13 protein-coding genes are annotated in these 17,826 nt (G+C 42.9%); 4 read left to right on the top strand and 9 right to left on the bottom strand.

Going from position 1 to position 17,826, the window contains the following annotated elements:
• Positions 1-166: 166 nt before the first annotated feature.
• Together H9629_RS01790 and H9629_RS01785 are read left to right on the top strand one after the other, a co-directional pair.
• On the top strand, positions 167-802 hold the full coding sequence (locus H9629_RS01790; RefSeq protein WP_064095629.1) for a YqiJ family protein: 636 nt from the start codon (positions 167-169) through the stop codon (positions 800-802).
• Between the two features lie 37 nt (positions 803-839).
• On the top strand, positions 840-2,546 hold the full coding sequence (locus tag H9629_RS01785) for a flotillin family protein (protein ID WP_064095630.1): 1,707 nt from the start codon (positions 840-842) through the stop codon (positions 2,544-2,546).
• Between the two features lie 66 nt (positions 2,547-2,612).
• Here H9629_RS01785 and sucD read toward each other — a convergent pair whose 3' ends face one another.
• From sucD to sdhC, 9 genes are all read right to left on the bottom strand, one after another.
• Positions 2,613-3,503, bottom strand: coding sequence for a succinate--CoA ligase subunit alpha (gene sucD / locus H9629_RS01780; RefSeq protein WP_064095631.1), 891 nt, complete (start codon positions 3,501-3,503; stop codon positions 2,613-2,615).
• A 12-nt stretch (positions 3,504-3,515) separates the two neighbouring features.
• Positions 3,516-4,682 (bottom strand): ADP-forming succinate--CoA ligase subunit beta, encoded by a 1,167-nt coding sequence (gene sucC / locus H9629_RS01775; RefSeq protein ID WP_064095632.1) that lies wholly within the window; start codon positions 4,680-4,682, stop codon positions 3,516-3,518.
• A 169-nt stretch (positions 4,683-4,851) separates the two neighbouring features.
• Entirely contained in the window at positions 4,852-6,282 is a 1,431-nt protein-coding gene (gene lpdA, locus H9629_RS01770) for a dihydrolipoyl dehydrogenase (RefSeq protein WP_064095633.1), read from the bottom strand.
• 60 nt (positions 6,283-6,342) lie between these two features.
• Positions 6,343-7,557, bottom strand: a complete 1,215-nt coding sequence (gene odhB, locus H9629_RS01765; RefSeq protein WP_064095634.1) for a 2-oxoglutarate dehydrogenase complex dihydrolipoyllysine-residue succinyltransferase — start codon at positions 7,555-7,557, stop codon at positions 6,343-6,345.
• Between the two features lie 18 nt (positions 7,558-7,575).
• Complete coding sequence (locus tag H9629_RS01760; protein ID WP_064095809.1) at positions 7,576-10,398, bottom strand: 2-oxoglutarate dehydrogenase E1 component; 2,823 nt, start codon at positions 10,396-10,398, stop codon at positions 7,576-7,578.
• Between the two features lie 852 nt (positions 10,399-11,250).
• Positions 11,251-11,961: a succinate dehydrogenase iron-sulfur subunit gene (locus H9629_RS01755; RefSeq protein ID WP_064095636.1), complete on the bottom strand. Its 711-nt coding sequence runs from the start codon at positions 11,959-11,961 to the stop codon at positions 11,251-11,253.
• Between the two features lie 14 nt (positions 11,962-11,975).
• Entirely contained in the window at positions 11,976-13,874 is a 1,899-nt protein-coding gene (locus tag H9629_RS01750; protein WP_064095637.1) for an FAD-binding protein, read from the bottom strand.
• Between the two features lie 12 nt (positions 13,875-13,886).
• Positions 13,887-14,252 carry a succinate dehydrogenase, hydrophobic membrane anchor protein gene (sdhD, locus tag H9629_RS01745; protein WP_064095638.1) on the bottom strand — a complete coding sequence of 122 codons (366 nt, stop codon included), beginning with the start codon at positions 14,250-14,252 and terminating at the stop codon, positions 13,887-13,889.
• Positions 14,252-14,650: a succinate dehydrogenase, cytochrome b556 subunit gene (gene sdhC / locus H9629_RS01740; RefSeq protein ID WP_081406340.1), complete on the bottom strand. Its 399-nt coding sequence runs from the start codon at positions 14,648-14,650 to the stop codon at positions 14,252-14,254. Before sdhC ends, sdhD begins: the two co-directional genes overlap by 1 nt.
• Before the next feature lie 1,006 nt (positions 14,651-15,656).
• Between sdhC and gltA the strand changes: the two genes are divergently transcribed.
• Complete coding sequence (gltA, locus tag H9629_RS01735; protein ID WP_064095640.1) at positions 15,657-16,931, top strand: citrate synthase; 1,275 nt, start codon at positions 15,657-15,659, stop codon at positions 16,929-16,931.
• A gap of 149 nt (positions 16,932-17,080) precedes the next feature.
• A complete protein-coding gene (locus H9629_RS01730) occupies positions 17,081-17,575 on the top strand; it encodes a hypothetical protein (protein WP_064101486.1) in 495 nt (164 codons plus the stop codon).
• Positions 17,576-17,826: the final 251 nt, after the last annotated feature.

Genomic DNA, 17,826 nt, shown 5'->3' with positions numbered 1-17,826 from the left:
TATTAATTTTAATAGTTCACTGATTATTAAATAATCTATATATTCAATCCCTGTTTATCAGGTTTTTTGTTATTTTTTTGCATACAAAAACTACAATTACTGCTATCGTAAGCCTGATAAAAAATTTCAGATACTTTTCCTAAAAACATAATTATAGAGATAAAAAATGTGGGAACTGTTTACACATCCATCCAATATCGTATTTAGCATCAGTTTAAGCCTAATGCTGATGTTTGCTGCACTTGAGTGCATTCTGCTGTTGCTCGGTGGCGGATCACAGCATATGTTTGAACAGTTTTTACCTGACGACCCCCTGCATCCGGAAATAAGTCCGGATCACCCTCCCGGTGTTTTCAGCAAAGTATTTGACTGGTTATATTTGGGACGTCTGCCTTTATTTATCTGGCTGATTATTTTTCTGACCAGTTATGGTTTGAGTGGTTTATTGATTCAGGGCATATTTGAACGCCTGACCAGCCAACTTTTCAGTGTCTGGCTGATTTCTCCAGCCTGCCTGTTTCTGTGTATGCCCGTAGTACGCTTTCTTGCCAAGGCGGCAAGCAAGCTTCTGCCTGAAGATGAAACTTCCGCCATTCATAGCGATGAACTGATCGGACGTACCGCGACCATTATCCTGGGAGACGCTAGAGTGAATTCTCCGGCACAGGCCAGAGTTCAGGACCAGTATGGGCAGACCCATTATGTGCTGGTTGAACCTGAAAGTAATCAGACTTTAAATCAAGGCCAGGATGTGGTTCTGACCCAAAAAACTAAAAATGGCTTTCAAGCCATTGAACTTTAATTTTATTTAGCCAAAACTCAATTGAGACTTTATAACAATGTTAAAATTTGATTTATATAATATTTTAATTATTGCGGGAATTATTTTTGTAGCACTGGTGACCTTCGGTCTCATCATTGCACGCTTATACCGTCGTTCAAGCAAGGAAATTTCCTTTGTACGTACCGGCTGGGGTGGAGAAAAAGTGATTTTAGGCGGAGGTGCCATTGTGCTTCCAGTCCTGCATGAAATTATTCCGGTAAACATGAATACCTTGCGCCTTGAGGTGCGTCGTGCAGATGATCAGGCACTAATCACCCGTGACCGGATGCGTGTCGATGTCATGGCCGAATTCTATGTACGGGTCAAACCTACCGCTGATTCAATTGCCACCGCAGCACAAACACTCGGTCAAAAAACCATGTCACCAAATGAACTAAAAAATCTGGTGGAAGGCAAGTTTGTCGATTCACTACGCGCAGTAGCCGCAGAAATGGCTATGGAAGAACTACATGAAAAGCGGGTGGATTTCGTACAGAAAGTTCAGCAGGTGGTGTCTGAAGATTTACATAAAAATGGTCTGGAGCTTGAAACTGTTTCACTAACTGGTCTGGATCAGACCGGATTTAAATATTTCAATCCACAAAATGCTTTTGATGCAGAAGGCCTGACCAAGCTTACTGAAACTATTGAGGATCGTCGTCGCAAGCGTAACCATATTGAACAAGATACAGATCTGGCAATTAAAACCAAGAATCTGGAAGCTGAACAGGCTCGCCTGCAAATTATTCGTGAAGAAGAATATGCCAAGCTACAGCAGGAACGTGAAATTGCCATTCGACGTGCTGAACAGCTGGCTGAAATTGCCGCTCAGGAAGCTGGCAAAAAACGCGAAGCAGAGGAAGCCCAAATTGCGGCTGAACGCGAGGTCGAACTCAAGCGTATTTTGGCCGCCCGTGATGTAGAGAATGAAAACATTCAAAAAGCACAGCTGATTCAAAAAGCCCAAGTCGAACAAAAGAAAACCATTGAACTGGCTGAACAGGATCGTGCCATTGCCATTGCGGAAAAATCCCGTGCCGAATCTGAAGCCAAAGCCCAGGCCGACCACGCCCGTGCGCAGGCGGTAAAAGCAGAAGAAGAAGTTGTCACCGTGCGTCAAATCCAGCAGGCAGAGCGTCAAAAGGCGGTCGAGCTGGTTGCGGCCAAAGAACATGCTGAAAAAGATGCGATTGCAATTACAGTGGCCGCTGAAGCTGGCAAACAGGCGGCAGCAGACGATGCAGAAGCCGTACGCATTGCTGCTGAAGCTGAAGCTGAAAAGGTCCGTCTCAAAGCCAAGGGTGAAGCGGATGCGAAAATCCTACTGGCTCAAGCGATGGAGAAACAGTATCAGGTAGATGCTGAAGGTACCCGTGCGGTCAATGAAGCCAATAATGTTCTGTCACCAGAACAGGTTGAAATGCAGATTCGTCTGGCCATGCTGAAATACTTGCCTGAAATTATCCGGGAAAGCGTCAAGCCAATGGAAAATATTGACGATATCAAAATTCTTCAGGTCAATGGACTACATGGCAGTCATGCCGGTTCTTGTCAGGCAGATGCACATCATGAAGGGGGCAATGTTGCCCTTTCAGATCAGGTTGTCAATAGTGCCCTGCGTTATCGTAGTCAGGCACCTTTAATTGATAGCTTGATGAGTGAGCTGGGTATTCAAGGTGGTGATATCAATGGCATGACCCAGAGTCTCAAAGCTAAAACCTGAAAAATAGACTGAGATATAAAAAAGCTCCCATCTGGGAGCTTTTTTATTACAGCCTTACTTTAGATATCAAGCCAAACCTTTATCTTTTAACACTTGCAGCATGGTTGAACCGAGTTCAGCAGGACTACGCGTATAGGCCATGCCCGCACGCTCAAAGGCTGCAAATTTTTCTTCAGCTGTACCCTTGCCACCTGAAATAATCGCACCTGCGTGACCCATACGTTTGCCTTTAGGCGCAGTTACGCCCGCAATATAACCAACAACCGGCTTAGTCACATTCGATTGAATATATTCAGCTGCTTCTTCTTCTGCCGTACCACCAATTTCACCAATCATAATGATGGCTTCAGTTTGCGGATCTTCCTGGAACAGTTTTAAGCAGTCAATCTGGTTCATGCCCGGAATCGGGTCACCACCAATACCGATACAGGTCGACTGACCTAAACCTAGGTTAGTGGTCTGTGCCACGGCCTCATAAGTCAGTGTACCTGAACGCGAGATAATTCCGATTTTACCTGGTTGATGAATATGTCCCGGCATAATCCCGATCTTACATTCACCCGGCGTAATAATACCCGGACAGTTTGGTCCAATCAGACGTGTACCGTTGCCATTGGTTTCCAGATAACGCTTGGCTTTCAGCATGTCGAGGGTTGGTACACCTTCAGTAATTACCACAATTAATTCAATGCCGGAATCAACCGCTTCAATAATGGAATCCAGTACAAAAGGTGCCGGAACATAAATCACCGAAGCATCTGCGCCAGTTTCCTTCACCGCTTCACGCATGGTATTAAAAACGGGTAAATCCAGATGGGTTTGACCGCCTTTTCCTGGAGTGACACCGCCCACAACTTTAGTGCCATAAGCCAAAGCCTGTTCAGAATGGAATGTGCCGTTTTTACCTGTAAAACCTTGTACCAACACTTTGGTGTCTTTATTAACTAATACGCTCATGATGGATACTCCTTAAGCTTTTACAGCAGCAACAATTTTTTCTGCAGCATCAGCAAGACCATGTGCAGAAATCAACTTCAAACCTGATTCATCCAGTAATTTTGCACCCAATTCCGCATTGTTGCCTTCAAGGCGAACAACCACAGGAACAGTCACATTTACTTCCTGAACCGCTGCAATAATTGCTTCAGCAATCATGTCACAACGTACAATTCCACCAAAAATATTGATTAATACGCCCTGTACAGAGCTATCTGCAAGAATAATTTTGAAGGCTTCAATCACACGCTCTTTCGTAGCACCACCACCCACATCCAGGAAGTTGGCTGGTTGACCGCCATAGAGCTTGATAATATCCATGGTTGCCATGGCAAGACCCGCGCCATTAACCATACAGCCAATGTTACCCTCAAGTGCCACATAGTTCAGATCAAATTCAGAGGCTTTTAGTTCGCGCTCATTTTCCTGAGACTTATCTCGCATAGCGGCGATTTCTGGCAAACGGTATAGCGCATTTGAATCAATTCCGATTTTGGCATCAACACACAGAATGTCACCATTCTCACGCACAGATAGCGGATTGATTTCAAAAAGTGCAAAATCATTCTCTACAAATGCCTGATAGGCAGCTGTCATGATTTTTACAAATTGATTGATTTGTCCATCTTTCAGTTTCAGTGCAAAAGCAACTTCACGTGCCTGAAATGGCATCAAACCGACTAAAGGTTCAACTTCAACTTTAATGATTTTTTCCGGGGTTTCTTCAGCTACCTTCTCAATCTCAACACCGCCTTCAGTTGATGCCATAAAAGTGATCCGGCGAGTCGAGCGATCGACTACAGCACCCAAGTACAGCTCGCGCTCAACCGGATAAACATCTTCCGAGACTAAAATGCTATTGACTGGCTGACCATTGGCATCTGTCTGATAAGTGACCAAGCGTGAACCAATTATCTGGTTGGCATATTCAGCAGCCTCGGCAGCCGATTTTACTACTTTTACACCGCCTGCTTTACCTCGACCGCCGGCATGTACCTGTGCTTTCAATACTGCGAACTTTCCACCCAACTGCTCAAAAGCTTGCACCGTTTCATCGGCATTAGTGGCCAGTATGCCCTCCTGTACAGGCATACCATATTTTTTTAATAGCGCTTTTGCTTGATACTCATGTAAATTCATGGAATAACCTTTTATTACTTCTTTAGCTTGTTATAACTCACCAGCACCCAGACGTCCGTCAAAGCAGCACCAGCATTTCTTCAAATCGTTATCTTTATTTTTAGATGATTGTTCCAATAAAAACAACCATGAAATACAAAAGAGCGACCTAAGTCGCTCTTTTTTTGCATTACTTACGTTTACGCTGAATCGCGTGAATTGCACGGCCATCAACAGCAAGAGCTGCTTCATGCACCACTTCAGAGAAGGTTGGATGAGCAAATGTCATTAACTGCAGGTCTTCAACTGACGATACAAACTCAAGTGCGATCATGCCTTGGTGGATGATATCAGACGCAGCAGGTCCAATCACATGCATACCCAATAGACGATCCGTTTTTGCGTCAGCAACAAACTTCACGAAACCAGCACCTTCACCCGCAGCCAAAGCACGACCATTGACAGCAAAACCGAATTGGCCAGTTTTTACTTCGTGACCTTTTTCTACAGCCTGCTGCTCTGTTAAACCAACCCACGCCGCTTCTGGGTGTGTGTAGATCACAGAAATAATGGTGTCATAGTTTACTTGCGCAGCATGTCCGTGAATACGCTCAACAGCCATCACACCTTCTTCCATGGCTTTATGCGCAAGCATTGGACCACGTACCAAATCACCAATTGCGTATACACCTTCAACTGAAGTTGCACACCAGTCATTTACTTCAACCAGACCACGTTCAGTCAGCTTGATACCTGAATCTTCAGCCAGTAGACCTTCAGCATAGGCACGACGACCTACACAAACGATCAATTTATCGAAAGTTTCAGTTTTATCTTCACCAGCTTGGGTATATTTAACTGTCACTTCACGACCGTTAATTTCAGTGCCAGAAACTTTCGCACCGATACGGATATCCATACCCTGTTTAGTCAGGATTTTTTGGTATTCTTTAGACAATGCTTTATCAGCCATTGGCAAGAATGCGTCCATTGCTTCAAATACAACAACTTCTGCACCAAGACGACGCCATACTGAACCTAGCTCAAGACCGATTACACCCGCACCAATCACACCTAAACGCTTAGGCACTTCAGTGAATTCAAGTGCGCCAGTAGAATCAACGATTAAGTCTTGATCTACAGGAGCTGAAGGAATGTTAATTGGTACAGAACCTGTCGCAAGAATCACGTATTTAGGCTCTAAAACTTGAACTTCACCTTCAAATGGTGTGAATTCAACTTTTTTGCCCGCAAGCAATTTACCTGTACCTTGCAACCATTCAATCCCGTTGCCTTTAAGCAACTGGGCAACACCGCCAGTCAACTGATCTACAACTTTGTCTTTACGACTCATCATTTTAGAAAGATCAAATTTAACTTCACCGGTCGTAATACCATGGTCATCTAAATGCTGAACGGTATCTTCATAACGATGTGAAGAATCAAGCAATGCTTTAGACGGGATACAACCCACGTTTAAGCAAGTACCACCCAAAGCTGGCTTGCCTTTATGAATACGTTTTTCGATACACGCAACTTTGTAACCAAGTTGAGCTGCACGAATTGCTGCTTCGTAGCCGCCCGGGCCACCACCAATTACGACTAAATCGAATTGAGACATGTTCATCTCCAAAAATGGGCCTAGAGTTTTGCCCTAAGCCCATAAATATATTCTTAAAAATTAAAGATCAAGGATAAGACGTGCTGGCTCTTCTAACAATTCTTTGATTGTTACAAGGAAACCAACTGCTTCTTTACCATCGATTAAACGGTGGTCATAAGACAATGCAAGATACATCATCGGCAAGATTTCTACTTGACCATTTACAGCCATCGGACGTTCCTGGATTTTATGCATACCCAGAATCGCAGTTTGTGGCGTATTTAGAATTGGTGTAGAAAGCAATGAGCCAAAAGTACCACCATTGGTGATCGTGAATGTACCACCAGTCATGTCTTCGATGCCCAGCTTACCGTCACGTGCCTTCGCAGCATATGCACGGATGCCGTTTTCAACTTCAGCATAGTTCATGCGGTCTGTATCACGAAGTACAGGAACCACAAGACCACGTTCAGATGAAACTGCAACACCGATGTCATAGTAACCATGATAAACAATATCATCGCCATCAATTGAAGCATTTACCGCTGGATAGCGTTTTAGGGCTTCAGTTGCTGCTTTAACGAAGAATGACATAAAGCCAAGACGCGCACCATGACGCTTCTCGAATGCATCTTTGTATTGAGCACGCATTTCCATGATTGGTTTCATGTTCACTTCGTTGAACGTGGTCAACATTGCAGTTTCTTGAGTTGCTGCAAGTAAACGTTCAGCTACACGCTTACGAAGACGTGTCATCGGAACACGTTTCTCAATACGCTCACCCACCGCAACGCTTAATGGCTGCGCTGCAGGTGCTGCCGGCTTCGCCTGATGATTTGCCACATCTTCTTTAGTGATGCGACCACCACGGCCCGTACCTTCGACATCAGCAGCAGCCACACCAGATTCAGTCAATGCTTTACGCACGGCTGGAGCCTGATCCTGTACCTGTTGACGTTCAACGATCGGTGCATTACCCGCTTCAGTTTGCGCAGCAGCTTGTTCAACTTTCTCTTCAGACTGAACTGCTTGAGTTTGCGTAGCGCCAGAAACAGCACCTTCTTCAAACTGTGCAATTACTTCAGCTGAAAGAACAGTATCGCCTTCACCTTTAATAATAGATGCAAGTGTACCGTCTGCAGGAGCGACAACTTCTAAAACAACTTTATCAGTCTCAATATCGCAGATCACTTCATCACGTGAAACTGCTTCACCTGGTTGTTTGTGCCAAGTTGCGATCGTACCGTCCGCAACTGACTCTGGAAATACCGGTGCTTTAATTTCGGTTGCCATTACTTAGAATCTCCTGGATTATTCAGCATCGATCGCAAGCGCGTCGTTGATGAGCTGAGCTTGTTGTTTTGCATGCAAATATGGTGAACCACATGCCGGTGCAGCAGAAGCTTCACGGCCGGCATAGCTAATACGTACTTGTTTACCCGCTTTCATCACATCATCATAAAGACGCGGTGCAATGAACAACCAAGCACCTTGGTTTTTCGGTTCTTCTTGTGCCCAAACAAGATCTTTCACGTTTGGATACTGAGCCAGAACTTCTGCCAGGCGTTTTTCTGGGTATGGATATAATTGTTCAATACGTACAATAGCAGTATTGTTCAATTCTTTTTCACGACGTTTTTCAATCAGATCGTAATACACCTTACCCCCACACAGAATCAGACGGTTTACCTCTGACTTGTTGATGTTATCTACTTCATCGATCACAGTTTGGAATGTGCCGTTTGCCAGCTCTTCCAGGCTCGATACAGCCAGCTTGTGACGAAGTAAAGATTTCGGCGAAGTAACGATCAGCGGCTTACGAATTGGACGAATCGCTTGACGACGTAATGCATGGAAAATCTGTGCAGGTGTAGTCGGTGTGATCACTTGCATGTTGTCTTCAGCACATAACTGCAAGAAACGTTCCAAACGTGCAGATGAATGCTCTGGACCCTGACCTTCGAAACCATGCGGAAGAAGCATGGTCAGACCACACACACGTTCCCATTTGGTTTCACCAGATGAGATGAACTGATCGATTACAACCTGTGCACAGTTTGCAAAGTCACCAAATTGTGCTTCCCAGATGATCAAGCTCTTTGGAAGAGTGGTCGCATAGCCATATTCAAATGCCAATACCGCCATTTCTGACAATAAAGAATCATAGATTGCAGTACGCGGCTGGTTTTCTTTGATGTGACAAAGTGGAATATAAGTTGAACCATCTACCTGATTATGCAGTTTCGCATGACGATGCGAGAAGGTACCACGGCCTACATCTTCACCTGTTAAACGAAGCAAGTAACCTTCATCTAGTACAGATGCATACGCCAGAGTTTCAGCAGCACCCCAGTTCAGTGGCATTTCGCCTGTTTGCATTTTCAGACGGTCATCAATTACTTTTGCAACTTGACGCTGCATCACGAAGCCTTCAGGAAGCTCACGCATTTTTACACCCAGCTCTTTCAGACGTTCAATTGGGAAAGTTGTATCCCATTCGTCAGTATATTCATGACCCAGATAAGGCGTCCAGTCCACAAACATTTTTTTGTTCGGCTCAAGGACCAGTGCATTGGCAACGTGATTACCCGCTTCAAGATCTGAACGGTAGTTTTCTACCATCTGATCTGCGCTTGCACGATCAAGAATACCCTGCTGTACCAATTGATCCGCATAAAGCGTACGTGTAGTCGCTTTCTTGTTAATCACCTGATACATCATTGGCTGAGTTGCAGCCGGCTCATCTGCTTCGTTATGACCGCGGCGACGGTAGCAGAACATGTCAATCACAACATCTTTACGGAAAGTATGACGGAAGTCATGTGCCAATTGTGAAATGAACACCACCGCTTCAGGATCATCACCATTGACATGGAAGATTGGCGCCTGAATCATTTTTGCGATGTCAGTACAGTATTCTGTAGAACGCGCATCACGTGGATCAGAAGTGGTGAAACCCACTTGGTTATTGATCACGATATGAACCGTACCACCCACGGTATAACCGCGAGTTTGTGACATCTGGAAAGTTTCCTGGTTGACGCCCTGACCGGCAAATGCAGCATCACCGTGTACGATTAATGGCAATACATCATCGCCACCAATGTCTTTACGACGTACTTGACGTGCACGTACTGAACCTTCAACTACAGGTCCAACGATTTCCAGATGTGAAGGGTTAAACGCCAATGCCAGGTGAACTTCGCCACCCGGAGTCATGACGTTTGAAGAGAAGCCTTGGTGATACTTAACGTCACCAGAACCTTTCTTGTGAATAGACTTACCTTCGAACTCACCAAACAGGTCAGCCGGGTTTTTACCCATGATGTTAACAAGAAGGTTTAAACGGCCGCGGTGAGGCATACCGATCACAACTTCTTTACAACTTACAGAACCTGCACGCTGAATGATTTCGTTGACCATCGGGATGAATGCTTCACCGCCTTCAACGCCGAAACGTTTAGCACCAACGAATTTATTACCAAGATATTTTTCCAGACCTTCGGCTGCAGTCAAACGCTCAAGGATATGTTTCTTTTGATCTGCAGAGAAGTTAAATTTACCACGCGCACCTTCAAGACGTTGTTGAATCCAACGTTTCTCTTTAGTGTCTACGATGTGCATGTATTCAGAACCTACTGTATTACAGTAGGTAGATTCTAATGCTTCGACAATTTCTGCCAGGGTCGCTTCTTCTTTACCAATCGCCAGATTACCAGTATTAAATACAGTATCCAGGTCAGACTGAGTCAAACCGTGCGCAGCCAGATCAAGGTCAGGTACAACTTCACGCTTTGCCAAACCTAATGGATCCAGTTTTGCCTTCTGGTGGCCACGATTACGGTACGCAGCAATCAACTGTAACACGCCAATTTGACGACGTTCATGTTCTGAGCTGACTGTTGACTGAACAACAGGCTGAATCCGGCTTGAATTGCGACCTAGCAGCAGGAATTGCTCACGTACATTACTGTGTGGTTGATCACCTTTTGGGAATTTATCGAAGTACGCTCTCCAGTCAGCACCCACTGAATCTGGAGCAGTCAGATACTGCTCATAAAGTTCTTCAATGTACGCTGCACTATCAGCGGAAAGTTCAGTGTCAAGACGCAGAGCGTCAGCAACTTCTTGCATTTGTGGACCCATTTCCTATTGCAAAAACATTTTCAGGATGCTTTTTAAGCAAAACCCAGGATTATTAGCATCAAATTGGTAATATGATACTAGTCCCCCATAAGGCATAAGCCATGAGGCGTTATCACCACACCAAGAAAATCTTGATATGTATAATGAACAATAACACCCCTCAGCGGTATCATCACTCATCGAATACCCGATCGAAACCGGGCAATTTTTTGCAAATCGACTTAGAAAAAAATAAGCATGAACAAAAGTTTTTTCTAAAGCGACTCAGTTCTATCTTTATATACCAGTCCCAGATTCTACAGTGTTTAAAAAATGTACCTAAAAGTGCTTTTTTTAAAGATATACATGGGCTGAATGCTACCATGTTCTCCACTTTTCAATTGATTTTTTTGACACATACCTTCTATAAATTGGCTAAATACAGTTCAGATATTTTACTCTAATATATGGTGCTTTATCCTAAAAATAGATTCAATGTAGACTTAAGTTCTAAGCATTTCCGATAAATAAAAAGAGAGCAAACTTCTCAATCCACTCCCTTTTCAAATTTCCGTTATATAATAACATCGTTCTTGTTATTTTTCAGGTCAGTTTTACACCGATCTTGTTATTTTTCAGCTCATTTTTAGCTCTAAAAGTCATAAATACCCCCAAATAATCCAGTGTCCGCCGTTAATGATGTTCAACATCTTCCTTATTCCCGAATTGCCTGAATCAACTCTATACATATTAAGTATGGTCTTCTTATTTTTATCTTATGATTGATTATTTTTTCTTGAATAATTTGCATAAAAAAGCACACCCTCAGGTGTGCTTTTTTCAAACCGCAGAAGCAGCCTATTAGCCAGCCATATCTAAAAGCATATTACGGATGTGACCGATTGCTTTAGTAGGGTTCAAACCTTTCGGACATACAGATACACAGTTCATGATGCCTTTACAACGGAACAATGAGAACGGGTCGTCAAGACGAGCCAAACGCTCTTGTGTTCCAGTATCACGCGAGTCAATGATGAAGCGGTAAGCATTCAACAATGCTGAAGGACCCAAGAACTTGTCCGGGTTCCACCAGAATGATGGGCATGAAGTTGAACAGCATGCACATAGAATACATTCGTAAAGACCATCAAGATGCTCACGCTCTTCCGGAGACTGTAAACGCTCTTTAGGAGGTGCAGGCTGATTGTTGATCAAGAACGGATGGATCTTGTTGTACTGATCGTAGAACTGGTTCATGTCAACCACCAGATCTTTAATCACAGGAAGACCAGGCAATGGACGAACAGTAATTTCATTTGGTAAATCGTTCAGGTTCCAAAGACACGCCAAACCGTTTTTACCATTGATGTTCACACCATCAGAACCACAGATCCCTTCACGACATGAACGACGGAACGTTAAAGTTTCGTCCTGTACTTTCAATGCAAGAAGCGCATCAAGCAACATACGGTGCTTATCAGTCAGTTCCAGCTTAAAAGTTTGCATGTACGGTGCTTTATCCTTATCAGGATCATAGCGGTAGATATGAAATGTACGAGTACCTCTACTCATCTGAATTCTCCTGATTAGAATGTACGTGGTTTAGGTGGAATCGCATCAACCGACAATGGACGGTAACGAACTGGCTTGTACTCTAGACGGTTGTCAGCAGAGAACCAAAGAGTATGTTTCATCCACTCATCATCACGACGACCGTATGGGTAAGCAGGATGGTCTGGAGACTCTTCAAAGTCTACCACCGTATGCGCACCACGGCATTCTTTACGCGCTGCAGCTGAAATAAGCGTTGCTTTAGCAACTTCATACAGGTTTTCAACTTCAAGTGCTTCAATACGTGCTGTATTGAATACTTTAGATTTGTCTTTCAAGTGAATGTTGCGTACACGCGGTTCAATTGCAAGAATCTGTTTTACACCTTCTTCAAGCAGTGCAGATGTACGGAATACACCAGCGTGATCTTGAACGATGTCACGAATTGCATCAGCAACTTCTTGTGCATTCTCACCTGAGGTCGATTCGTCAAGTTTACGAACGCGCTCAACAGTTTGTTGAAGTACAGTGGTAGGCAGTGGTTCGTATTCATCACCGTGATGTTTAGTCACGTAATCAATGATGTGCTGACCAGCAGCCTTGCCAAATACAACCAGGTCAAGTAATGAGTTTGTACCTAGACGGTTTGCACCGTGTACAGATACACATGAACATTCACCGATTGCATAAAAACCTTTCACTGGTTTAGTGAAGTCACGGCCTTCTTGATTGGTTGAATAAACGTCATTTTCTTTGTCGTAATGAGTAACAAGCGCTTCAGTTTCGCGAGTTTCAGGAACAACAACCTGGCCATGAATATTCGTCGGAATACCACCCATTTGGTAATGGATTGTTGGTACTACCGGAATTGGCTCTTTGGTGATATCAACGTTCGCGAATTTCTTGCCAATCTCGAATACAGATGGAAGACGTTTCATGATCGTATCCGCACCCAGATGCGTCATATCAAGTAGGATGTAATCGCCTTTAGGACCACAACCACGACCTTCTTTGATTTCCTGGTCCATAGAACGTGATACGAAGTCACGCGGTGCCAAATCTTTCAAAGTAGGCGCATAACGTTCCATGAACGGTTCGCCGTCTTTGTTACGAAGGATTGCACCTTCACCACGACAACCTTCAGTTAACAATACGCCTGCGCCCGCAACACCCGTTGGGTGGAACTGCCAGAATTCCATATCTTGTAATGGAATACCTGCACGAGCTGCCATACCAAGACCGTCACCAGTGTTGATATAAGCGTTTGTGGAAGCACGGTACACACGACCCGCACCACCTGTAGCGAATAATGTTGCTTTCGCCTGGAATACTGCAATTTTACCTGTTTCCTGGTCAATTGCAGTCACACCAAGTACGTCGCCTTCTTCATTACGGATCAAATCAAGCGCGATCCATTCTACGAAGAATTGAGTACCCATTTTCACGTTGCTTTGATAAAGCGTGTGAAGAAGTGCGTGACCTGTACGGTCGGCAGCAGCACATGCACGCGGAACCGCTTTTTCACCGTAGTTTGCTGAGTGACCACCAAACGGACGTTGGTAAATTGTGCCATCAGCATTACGGTCGAATGGCATACCCAGGTGTTCAAGTTCATATACAACTTGTGGCGCTTCGCGAGTCATGAACTCGATCGCGTCTTGGTCACCTAACCAGTCCGAACCTTTAACTGTGTCATAGAAGTGGTAGTGCCAGTTATCTTCTTGCATATTACCAAGAGATGCACCGATACCACCCTGCGCAGCAACAGTGTGTGAACGGGTTGGAAATACTTTAGTCAGAACGGCAACTTTCAAACCAGCTTGAGCAAGTTGGTAAGACGCACGCATACCTGAACCACCACCACCAACGATGACAGCATCGAAAGTTTCGTGTGGAATATTTGTGTAATCTTCTTTAGGGTTTATAGCGCCCATGATTGTTTCCTATCAATTCGCCCAAAAAATCTGGATGGCCCAGATTGCATATGCAAGTACAGCAATGATCACTGCTGAAGTCAGTACAAGGCGTAAACCTGAAGCTGAAGGACCCATTTGACGAGTAGTCACATAATCAGTGAATACCTGCCACATGCCGATCCATGCGTGTGCAACAAGAGATAAGACCGCCAATAAAGACATGATCTTCATTGGAACTGTCATCATAAAGCCGTACCATTGTTCAAAGTTGAAACCGCCATTTAGGAGAATCCAACCCAGTACAACAACGGTATAAACAGCTAGAACTACAGCACTGATACGTTGGAGAAACCAATCGCGAGAACCTGAACCTGTTAAACCAGTAGCGCTTTTCATTAGAGTACGATCCATACAAATGCTGCAACAATACCAATTGCAGACAAGATTAATGCGATAGTAGATGCAACACGGCCACTTTCTAGTTCTTCAGCAACACCCATGTCAGCAAGTAAATGCTTAACACCAGCGATGAAGTGAAAAATCAAGCCGGCGACAAATACCCATACAATGAAACGAACAATGAAACCACTCATGATTTCTTGAACTTGCGCAAAACCTTCAGGCGAAGACAATGACTTATCTAAGAGCCATAGAAGGACCGGTACGAGTAAAAATACGATAACACCTGAAAGACGGTGTAGAATTGATGCAATAGCCACGGGTGATTTTAAGTTTACTTCTAAAACTTGACCCATGGACAAATTGACAGGTCTGTTGCTTTTCACAGCGGGCATCCTGTAAGTAAAAACTCCATCCGGAGTTTGTTGGAATTAATTCGAAGGAAAGCTGGCATTTTTAGGCAAATTCATTACCTAAAATCAAAACGACACTGAATTATAAAACGTCAACTATCAAAATACAAACGGCGGAATTTGGCTTTTTGGAGAAAAAGCCATTAAATAAGAATCATTAACATCAAAAATTTAAATCTCTCTACCCTCCCAGTCCTCCTTAATCTTATCTATATGGTTGTTTTTAAAAAATTAATTTGATTAATTTAATCTACTTTCAACCTAAAGACTCATGTGCTCGTTTTAGACTAAAGACGCACAGTTCAAACACAAATATTATTTAAATCTCTTTTTAAATCAGATTAAAATCAATTGCCTATATTCTACAGACCAATTGCCCTCCATAAAAAGCAGATCAATCATGAAGATATCTCGTTGTTAAATAGCCACTTAATATTCATTACGATGGTTTTTTCAATCGATTTAGGCTATTTGGATTCAAAAAATCATTTATTTATTTTTATACCACGCCCTTCTGCTATAAAACTGGCCATTTATTAAGCTATTTTTTAATCAATTAAACAGAACTAAAAATCCAATTAATTGCTTTTATTTATAATTCCGAATGTGACGTTTTGGATGATAAAAACGATGTAAGTTATGAGATTTATATAGTTTTAAGCATATTGGCTTTAACTTCTGACAGCTTTTATCTCGATTTCTTATAAGAAAAAAACGCTTACAAATACCCCAGACAATCTATTTTTTTCTGCACCTAGGCATTAATTTGACTTATTATAGAGGTTTGATGCTGTGATTTTACTGAACTTTTTATACTGAACAGATCTGACTAAATTGCTGTGCGACTGTCATTTTTCATCCATAAGTATAATTGACAAAATTTCAGTACTCACTAATCTTATAGCAAATTTTTGATCCGTCCGTTTTGTGCATTAAAAAATTGATAGGCAAACCGGATATACATTCACCAGGACAGGAGATCTATTGAATGTCTGAAGCAACTGGCAAGAAAGCCGTTTTACAGCTTGATGGCAAAGAAATTGAACTACCAATTTACAGCGGCACATTGGGCCCAGATGTAATCGACGTTAAAGATGTGTTGGCTGCAGGTCACTTTACTTTTGATCCTGGTTTTATGGCGACAGCGGCGTGCGAATCTAAAATCACGTTCATCGACGGTAACAAAGGTGTTCTTTTACACCGTGGCTACCCAATCGACCAGTTAGCGACTAAAGCAGATTACCTGGAAACTTGCTATTTACTGTTAAATGGTGAACTTCCAACTGCTGAACAAAAAGAAGAATTTGACGCTAAAGTACGTAACCATACGATGGTTCACGATCAAGTTAGCCGTTTCTACAATGGTTTCCGTCGTGACGCGCATCCTATGGCGATCATGGTGGGTGTGGTTGGTGCGTTATCTGCGTTCTATCACAACAACCTTGACATTGAAGATGTAAACCACCGTGAAATCACCGCGATTCGTTTAATCGCGAAGATTCCAACACTGGCGGCTTGGAGCTACAAGTACACGATAGGTCAACCGTTCGTTTACCCACGTAACGACTTGAACTATGCTGAAAACTTCCTTCACATGATGTTCGCAACTCCTGCAGACCGTGATTACAAAGTTGATCCAATTCTTGCAAAAGCAATGGACCGTATCTTCACGCTGCATGCTGACCATGAACAAAATGCGTCTACATCTACAGTACGTTTAGCTGGTTCTACCGGTGCGAACCCGTATGCATGTATCGCAGCTGGTATTTCTGCACTTTGGGGCCCTGCTCACGGCGGCGCGAACGAAGCTGTTCTTAAGATGCTGGACGAAATCGGCACTGTAGAAAACGTTGCTGGCTTCATGGAAAAAGTGAAGACCAAAGAAGTTAAACTGATGGGCTTCGGTCACCGCGTTTACAAAAACTTCGATCCACGTGCGAAAGTAATGAAAGAAACTTGCGACGAAGTTCTTGGTGCGCTTGGCATCAATGATCCACAGCTTGCATTGGCTATGGAACTTGAACGTATCGCGCTTTCTGACGAATACTTCATCAAACGTAACCTTTACCCGAACGTAGACTTCTACTCAGGTATCATTCTTAAAGCGATTGGTATCCCAACAGAAATGTTTACTGTGATCTTTGCGCTTGCACGTACTGTTGGCTGGATCAGCCACTGGCTAGAAATGCACAGCGGTCCTTACAAGATCGGTCGTCCTCGTCAGCTTTATACTGGCGAAGTTCAACGCGATATCGCTCGTTAATTCGAACGACGTTGGAAGACAGAAAAACCACCCTTTAGGGTGGTTTTTTATTACTGACAAAATCCTACACTTAGGTTATTTAATATCTTTTAAAATGAATAAATCTAAACCAAATTCATAGATTAAAATTCGAACAGGATTTGTACTTGATGTTGTTTTATGCTGCTCTACCTTTCATTCTGAAGCTTGTCCGTTTTGAACAATTCAAATGTCGCAGCCTAACCCCTGGTGAAATCAGCATCTGCCAACAGGTATTTGGCAACCTGATTGACTATTCAACAGTCAAAGTCATGAACCACCCCTACCTTCCTTGGCAATCCAGACATGTCATTATGGCACCTAGCGGCTATATTCATGCACGCAATTTAAATTATCGAGAAGACTATTCACATGAAAGCTTGGCATATCAGGCATTATTCATTCATGAGATGACGCATATTTATCAATACCAACAGAAGATTAATGTGGTTTTAAAAGGCGCGCTCCTTCAAAGTGCTTATTTTTTAAGCTTGAGAAAATATAATCCTTACAAATATCAATTTAATCCCAACAAATCATTTTCACACTACAATATTGAACAACAAGGTGATATTGCACGAGATATTTTCTTAAAAAGAATCCCGAATATAATTTTAAATCCCTAAATAAGCAGATGATATTTAATTACTTTAATTTGAAGAAAAATCAAAAGCACATATTTTAAAATCCCTTATTCCCGCTTAAGTCTTTACTTCTGTATATGTATACATGTATAAAACATCAGCATATTTTGTAATTTTATATCATTACTTTCCCATTCGATGTCTCTTCTTGCTAAGTCAAGTCTAGCTTATCGATAAAATTTCGATAAAATAAGCCAGTATGATTATTTTACTTCGCACATTAAGATTCAGTA

The sequence above is a fragment of the Acinetobacter pecorum genome, from assembly GCF_014837015.1.
GTDB lineage: Bacteria > Pseudomonadota > Gammaproteobacteria > Pseudomonadales > Moraxellaceae > Acinetobacter > Acinetobacter pecorum.
This window is presented reverse-complemented; position numbering and strand designations above follow the sequence as displayed.